Origin of the sequence: Aureimonas altamirensis (genome assembly GCF_023702225.1) — a bacterium.
In the GTDB taxonomy this organism is placed as follows: Bacteria; Pseudomonadota; Alphaproteobacteria; order Rhizobiales; family Rhizobiaceae; genus Aureimonas; species Aureimonas altamirensis_B.
Genome location: NZ_JAMQCO010000016.1, coordinates 50,298 through 57,714, shown reverse-complemented (window position 1 = coordinate 57,714; position 7,417 = coordinate 50,298). Strand labels below are relative to the sequence as shown.

Sequence of the window (7,417 nt, the reverse complement as noted above, 5' to 3'; positions counted from 1 at the left end):
CGATGGCTATGAAATCCAGCTACACCACTCCATGGGACACGATCTAAAAATTCAAACGAGGAAGTCGGACACAGCGATCATTGCAGCGTACGTACTTATCTCGCTGATGCTCGGTGCAGTCGGATCTGTCATTGCATCTTTCGCAATTTCGTATTTTGTAGGCGCTAAAGGATCGTAAGCATTCGTTACTCCGCGCGTCCATGTCGCTTGCTCTTCTAACAACGGGGACGACGCCAAGTTCTTGCCGGTTGCGCATTGCGAACTTTCGGCTTCGGCGCGTCGTAATCCAGGCCAGCACTGTCTTCGACGCTCGAACGATCGTTCAGTGATACCTGATCCGTCCATTACCTTCGTTGTTTCTCATTCGGTACGTTTTGAGTGTGCCTTTCGCAGACTCCGTCGTTCGCGGTCTACCAAATTTGCGGACGGCACGTAACAAGGACCAAAGGCAAGGAGACGACCCATGGCGGACCGAGCCATGATCGTTTTCGAGCATCTCTGGAAGTCACCTCCATCGTTGAGCGAAATCTCACATAGCTGGCCTGATGTCCGCTTCTAGAAATTTTAAGGCGTGCCGTGAACGACCGAGATGGGGCGCATAGCGGTCGTTTAGTGCCCCATAAACCACGTCTGTCAGGGTCAAAATCGACCAATTGGCCGGAAGCGATTCGAGCTTTTTCACCGCCAAACACCGCCGTTTCTACGCTTCTCGCGCAAGCGCCGACTCACGCTCTTTGCGCGGGCGTACTTTCGCGGCTATCGGCGGCAATAGAGGGCAATCGGCGGTTTTGGCGCACCCGACAGGATTCGAACCTGTGACCTCTGCCTTCGGAGGGCAGCACTCTATCCAGCTGAGCTACGGGTGCGCAGAGCCGCACTCCTAGCCTATCCCTTCGGCCGCGACAAGAAGACGGGCCAGGAAATTTCCCGAGGCGGGCCGATCAACGGCCTAGCGCGAAAGGGGTAGGCGCTATGGCGTGACGGCAACACCGCAGCGTGAAATGTGGTGATTTCCTGTGAACAGGCATAAAAAAGAGCCGTCGCGGACTGGAGGGGGATTGTCGCGACGGCTCTCTCTTTATAAGCGGATATCCCGAGAGGGGGATTGGGATCATCCGCTCCACGAATTCGGCTCTAAGCGGGGGACGAGCTTGAGGCCGAACCACGACGCCTGTGAACATCGCGTCGTTGTGGATAAAATGCGCCTTCCCACCGGACGGTTCAAGACCGCCCGATCACAGTTGCGTGATAATTCGGATTACGTTTTCGTAATACGTTACGCAGAGTCTCCAAGAGATACCCTAAAGCCCTGCAGATGCTGGATTTTTTCCGCGTCAATCCCTGAAGTGCGACGACGGTTAAGAACTCGTTTCGCCAAACCCCCCCGATGGGGTAAAGCCGGAGCCGTGCATGGACACGGAGCCTCGGTGCGGAGTACGAGCAGGGCATGAAAAAGGGCGATCACCTCTTCCTCGTCGATGGCTCGGCCTATATTTTCCGGGCCTACCACGCGCTTCCACCGCTGACGCGCAAATCCGACGGAATGCCAGTCGGCGCCGTGTCCGGCTTCTGCAACATGCTCTGGAAGCTGGTCGAGGAAACCAAGGACACCTCGGTCGGCGTCGTGCCCTCGCACTTCGCCGTCATCTTCGACCATTCTTCCACGACCTTCCGCAACGCCCTCTACGATAGCTACAAGGCCAATCGGCCTGCCCCGCCGGAAGACCTCGTCCCGCAATTCGCCCTGATCCGCGAGGCGGTGCGCGCCTTCGACCTGCCCTGCATCGAGAAGCAGGGCTTCGAGGCCGACGACCTGATCGCCACCTATACGAAGAAGGCGCTGGAGGCAGGCGGCGACGTGACCATCGTCTCGTCCGACAAGGACCTGATGCAGCTCGTCGGGCCCTGCGTCACCCTGTACGACCAGATGAAGGACAAGCGCCTCGGCCCGGCCGAGGTGTTCGAGAAGTTCGGCGTCTATCCGGAGAAGATGATCGACCTTCAGGCACTGGTGGGCGATACCTCCGACAACGTTCCCGGCGTGCCGGGCATCGGCCCCAAGACAGCGGCGCAATTGCTGGAGGAATTCGGCGACCTTGAAACGCTGCTGTCCCGGGCCGGCGAGATCAAACAGGCCAAGCGCCGCGAGAACCTGTCCGCATTCGCCGAACAGGCGCGGCTGTCCCGGCGCCTGGTGACGCTGGACGACAACACGCCGCTCGACGTGCCGCTGGAGGACCTTTCCATACGCGAGCCCGACGGTGAAAAGCTGATCGGCTACCTGAAGGCGATGGAGTTCACCACGCTGACGCGGCGCGTCTCCGCGAAGCTGGGAACCGAAGCGGCGTCGGTGCCGGCCGCGGAGGTGGACGTGACGGCCCCGGCACGCGGGCCCGACCTCGACCCCGGCGGCACGCCGGGCGGCGAGAAGAGCGACGCCCATCTGCCGCTGACGCCCGCCGCCTTCGCCGCGGGCCGCATGGCCGACATGGCCGATACGCGCTTCGACCGCAGCGCCTATGCCACGATCCGCGACGTCGAAACCCTGGACCGCTGGATCGGCCGCGCGCACGAGACCGGCCTTCTGGCATTCGATATCGAAACGACCGCGCTCGACGCCATGGAAGCCGATATCGTCGGCCTTGCCATCGCCGTTGCGCCCGGCGAGGCGGCCTATATCCCGCTGGCGCATGTGGCAGAGGGCGAAGGCGATCTCCTCGGTGGCGGCGACACCGCATCCGGACCGGGCGTCCAGATGCGGGAGGCGGAAGCCCTCGCCCGCCTGGCGCCGGTGTTGACCGACCCGGCGATCCTGAAGATCGGACAGAACTTCAAGTATGATTACCTGGTGATGCTCCAGCGCGGCATCGCCATCCACCCCTTCGACGATACGATGTTGATCTCCTATGCGCTCGACGCCTCGTCCTCGCTGGACGGGCACGGCATGGACGAACTGTCCGAACGTTTCCTCGGCCACAAGCCCATCAGCTACAAGGAGCTGTGCGGCAGCGGCAAGGGTGCCAGGGCCATCGCCGCCTGCACGGTCGAGAAGGTCACCGAGTACGCCGCCGAGGATGCGGACGTGACGCTGCGCCTGTGGGAGGTGCTGAAGCCACGCCTCGTCGCCGACGGGCTGGCGCATGTCTATGAACGGCTCGAGCGGCCGCTGGTGCCCGTCCTGGCGCGGATGGAGCAGCGCGGCATCAAGGTGGACCGGCAGATCCTGTCGCGCCTGTCGGGCCGATTCGCCCAGAAGGCCGCGGCGCTGGAGGCCGATATCCACGCTTTGGCGGGCGAAAGCTTCAACCCCGGATCGCCCAAGCAACTCGGCGAAATCCTGTTCGGAAAGCTGGGCCTGCCCGGCGGCAAGAAGACGCGGACAGGCCAATGGTCTACCGACGCCCGCACGCTGGAAGATCTGGCCGCCGAGGGTCATGAACTGCCCCGCCACATCGTGGACTGGCGGCAGATCACCAAGCTTAAGGGCACCTATACCGACGCCCTGCCGCTGCACATGGATGCGGCAGGGCGCATCCACACGTCCTATTCGATGGCGTCCACCACCACCGGGCGGCTTTCGTCCTCCGAGCCGAACCTGCAGAATATCCCGGTGCGCACCGAAGAAGGACGCGCGATCCGCACCGCCTTCGTGGCACAGGGCGGCACCCGCCTCGTCTCGGCCGACTACAGCCAGATCGAACTGCGCATCCTGGCGCATATGGCCGATATTCCGCAGTTGGCGCAGGCTTTCCGCGACGGCATCGACATCCATGCCATGACTGCGTCGGAAATGTTCGGCGTGCCGGTAGAGGGCATGGAGCCTTCTGTGCGCCGGCGCGCCAAGGCCATCAATTTCGGCATCATCTACGGCATCTCGGCCTTCGGCCTTGCGGCGCAGCTATCCATTCCACGCGAAGAGGCAGGGCTGTACATCCGGCGCTACTTCGAGCGATTCCCCGGTATCCGCAACTATATGGACGCGACGAAGGCGCGCGCGAAAGCCGATGGCTATGTGGAAACCCTGTTCGGTCGCCGGGCGCACTACCCGGACATCCGCCATTCCAACCCGTCCGTCCGCGCCTTCAACGAGCGCGCGGCCATCAATGCCCCGATCCAGGGCACGGCAGCCGACATCATCCGCCGCGCCATGATCCGCATGGAGGGCGAACTCGCCGCCGCAGGCCTGTCGGCCCGCATGTTGCTGCAGGTTCATGACGAACTCGTCTTCGAAGTTCCGGAAGACGAGGTGGAGGAGACGATCCCGCTGGTCCGGCGCGTCATGGAGAACGCCGCCGACCCCGTCGTGACACTATCGGTGCCCCTCGTCGTGGACGCGCGGGCCGCCGCCAACTGGGAAGAAGCCCATTGACCGCCATCCTGCCCGCAGACGACCGGCTGATCGTCGGCCTGGACCTTCCCGACCGCGCCGCGGCCGAGGCCATGGTGGACCGCCTCGGCGATACGGTTTCCTTCTACAAGATCGGCTTCCAGCTGGCGCTGGCCGGCGGCCTGCCGCTGGTGCGGGATCTCTCCCGCGCCGGCAAGAAGGTCTTCCTGGACATGAAGCTTCTCGACATCGAGAACACGGTGGAGAAGGGCGTCGAAAGCGCTATCGGGCTGGGCGCCGCCATGTTGACGGTGCATGCCTATCCGCAGGTGATGCGCGCCGCCGCCCGCGCGGCGGAGGGGTCCGGCCTGACGGTGCTGGGGGTCACGGTGCTGACCTCCATGAACCAGTCCGACCTCGACGAGGCGGGATACGCCACGCCCCTGCCCGATCTCGTGGCGCGCCGGGCCGCGCAGGCGCGCGAGGCCGGCATCGGCGGCATCGTCGCCTCGGCGGCCGAGGCCGCCGCGATCCGCGCCATCGTTGGACCCGGCATGGCCATCGTGACGCCGGGCATCCGACCGTCCTTTGCCGATGCCGACGACCAGAAGCGGATCGTCACGCCGGCCGACGCGTTGAAGGCGGGCGCCTCGCATCTGGTGGTTGCCCGTCCGGTAATAAGGGCGGCTGACCCGGCGCGAGCCGCGGAAACCATCAAGGCCGAAATGGCCGCCGCCCGAAGGGAGCAAGTCGCATGACCAAGGCCTACTGGATCGCCCGCGTGGACGTGACGGACCCGGAACGCTACCAGGATTACGTCGCCACCGCGGCCCCGGCCATGCAAAGGCACGGCGCGCGCTTCCTGGCGCGGGGCGGTCCCTTCCACGAACTGGAAGGCAAGGCGCGCGCGCGCAACGTGATCATCGAGTTTCCCAGCATCGAGGATGCGCTCGCCTGCTACAGTAGCGACGAGTACCAGCAGGCCAAGGCGATCCGCCAGGAAGTCTCGGAAGCCGAACTTCTGATCGTCGAAGGATACGAAGTTCCCGCCCCCGCAAAGGGATAGGGCCGGCCTACGCCGTGGCGGGGCGTTGACGAGCGGCCGCTTGGGGCTCATTTTGCGGGGTGCGAGATTACGGCGGGGTAAGGGCCTTGTACCAGCTTTACGAATGGAACCATGCGATGCTGGCGCCCTTCCGGGCGGTAGCCGATGCGACCAAAGCCTTCTACGAAAACCCGCTCAATCCGGTGTCCCGCACCAGCCTCGGGCGCACAGCAGCGGCCATGGCCGAGTTGTTCGAGCGCTCCACGCGCATCTACGCCAAGCCCGAATTCGGCCTGGACGAGACTTTCGTCGACGGACGGCGCATCCCGGTCGCGGACAAGGCCGTCTGGGAGCGGCCCTTTGCCCGGCTGCTGCATTTCGAGCGCGATCTGCCCCGCGCCCGCGCGGCAGATCCGCGCATCCTCGTCGTGGCGCCGATGTCCGGCCACTACGCGACGCTGCTGCGCGGCACCGTGGAGGCGATGCTTCCCTATGCCGATGTGTACATCACCGATTGGGAGGACGCCCGCAAGGTGCCCCTTTCGGCCGGCACGTTCAGCCTGGACGATTATGTCGACTACGTCATCGAGATGCTGCGCTTCCTTGGCCCCGACACCCATGTCGTTGCCGTCTGCCAGCCGGCGGTGCCGGTGCTGATGGCCGTGGCCCGCATGTCCGAATGGGACGACCCTGCGGTCCCGGCCTCCATGACGCTGATGGGCGGGCCGATCGACACCCGGGCCAACCCCACCGCCGTCAACCGCCTGGCGGAAGAGAGGGGCATCGACTGGTTTCGCAACAACGTCATCATGAAGGTGCCGTTTCCTCAACCGGGCTTCATGCGCGAGGTCTATCCCGGCTTCCTGCAACTGTCGGGCTTCATGTCGATGAACCTCGACCGGCATCTCATCGCCCACAAGGACTTCTTCTGGCATCTGGTGAAGGACGATGGCGACGGCGCCGACAAGCACCGGGCCTTCTACGACGAGTACCTCGCCGTGATGGACCTGACCGCGGAATTCTATCTCCAGACCGTGGAGGAGGTGTTCATCCGCCATTCGCTGCCGAAGGGCGAGATCCTGCATCGCGGCGAACCGGTCGACCTGAAGGCGATCCGCAAGACGGCGCTGATGACCGTCGAGGGCGAGAACGACGATATTTCCGGCGTCGGCCAGACAGAGGCGGCGCACCGTCTGTGCGCGAACATACCGGACGACATGCGCGTCCATTGGCTGCAACCCAAGGTCGGCCATTACGGCGTCTTCAACGGATCGCGGTTCCGTGCCGAGATCTGCCCCCGCATCATCGACTTCGCGTCGACGCATGGCCAGGCCGGCAAGGCTGCGCGCCAGCGGCGGGCCGAGAACCAGGGCGCGAAGCCCGCGGCATCGAAGCCGACGCCCGCAGCATCGAAGCCGGCGCGCAAAAGGACGACGAAGAAGGCTGCCGCACCTTCAAGCCATTCCAACGCTTGAAGATTTTCACGCCGGCAAGATTGAACGGCCACAATCGGCTCCCCATGTGAAAACCGGAAGCGGCGCAAGGCTGCTTACCGGTTTTCGGCCTTTGATTGGAGCAGCCCATGACGTCACAAGCATTGATCCGCCCGGCGTGGACCCCGGCGACCATCGCATTGATGGTTCTGGGTTTCATCGTCTATTGGCCTCTCGGCCTCGCCGTCCTCGCCTACATCCTCTGGGGCGACAGGCTGGAAGGGTTCCGACGGGACGTGAACCGCTCGACGGACCGTTTCATGGGCAGCTTCCGCCGCTCGGGCGTGAGCCGTCCCTTCACCGAGGGGCGCACCGGCAACGTGGCCTTCGACGACTGGCGCGAGGCCGAGCTGTCGCGCCTGGACCAGGAGCGCCGCAGGCTGGACGAGGCCCGCGCCGAATTCGAGACCTATGCGCGGGAACTGCGCCGCGCCAAGGACCAGGAAGAGTTCGACCGCTTCATGCGCGACCGCCGCGGGAACGGCTCCACCGGCCCGGTTGTGGACGCAAGCTGACTCGAGCATCCTCGCTGTTGCATTACGCACTGGCCGC

5 protein-coding genes and 1 tRNA gene are annotated in these 7,417 nt (G+C 64.3%); 5 read left to right on the top strand and 1 reads right to left on the bottom strand.

Annotation, left to right across the window (positions count from 1 at the left end):
* Window positions 1-789: 789 nt before the first annotated feature.
* Window positions 790-866, bottom strand: a tRNA-Arg gene (locus NDN16_RS19715).
* 581 nt (window positions 867-1,447) lie between these two features.
* On the opposite strand from NDN16_RS19715, the gene polA reads away from it, so the two are divergent.
* The 5 genes from polA to NDN16_RS19690 all read left to right on the top strand — a co-directional run bounded on the left by polA (window position 1,448) and on the right by NDN16_RS19690 (window position 7,380).
* Entirely contained in the window at window positions 1,448-4,369 is a 2,922-nt protein-coding gene (polA, locus tag NDN16_RS19710; protein ID WP_251115158.1) for a DNA polymerase I, read from the top strand.
* Between the two features lie 8 nt (window positions 4,370-4,377).
* Complete coding sequence (pyrF, locus tag NDN16_RS19705) at window positions 4,378-5,085, top strand: orotidine-5'-phosphate decarboxylase (RefSeq protein ID WP_251115166.1); 708 nt, start codon at window positions 4,378-4,380, stop codon at window positions 5,083-5,085.
* Window positions 5,082-5,393 carry a DUF1330 domain-containing protein gene (locus NDN16_RS19700; RefSeq protein WP_251115157.1) on the top strand — a complete coding sequence of 104 codons (312 nt, stop codon included), beginning with the start codon at window positions 5,082-5,084 and terminating at the stop codon, window positions 5,391-5,393. Before pyrF ends, NDN16_RS19700 begins: the two co-directional genes overlap by 4 nt.
* Window positions 5,394-5,509: 116 nt before the next feature.
* Entirely contained in the window at window positions 5,510-6,847 is a 1,338-nt protein-coding gene (locus tag NDN16_RS19695; RefSeq protein ID WP_251115165.1) for a polyhydroxyalkanoate depolymerase, read from the top strand.
* 107 nt (window positions 6,848-6,954) lie between these two features.
* Entirely contained in the window at window positions 6,955-7,380 is a 426-nt protein-coding gene (locus NDN16_RS19690; protein WP_251115156.1) for a DUF2852 domain-containing protein, read from the top strand.
* Window positions 7,381-7,417: the final 37 nt, after the last annotated feature.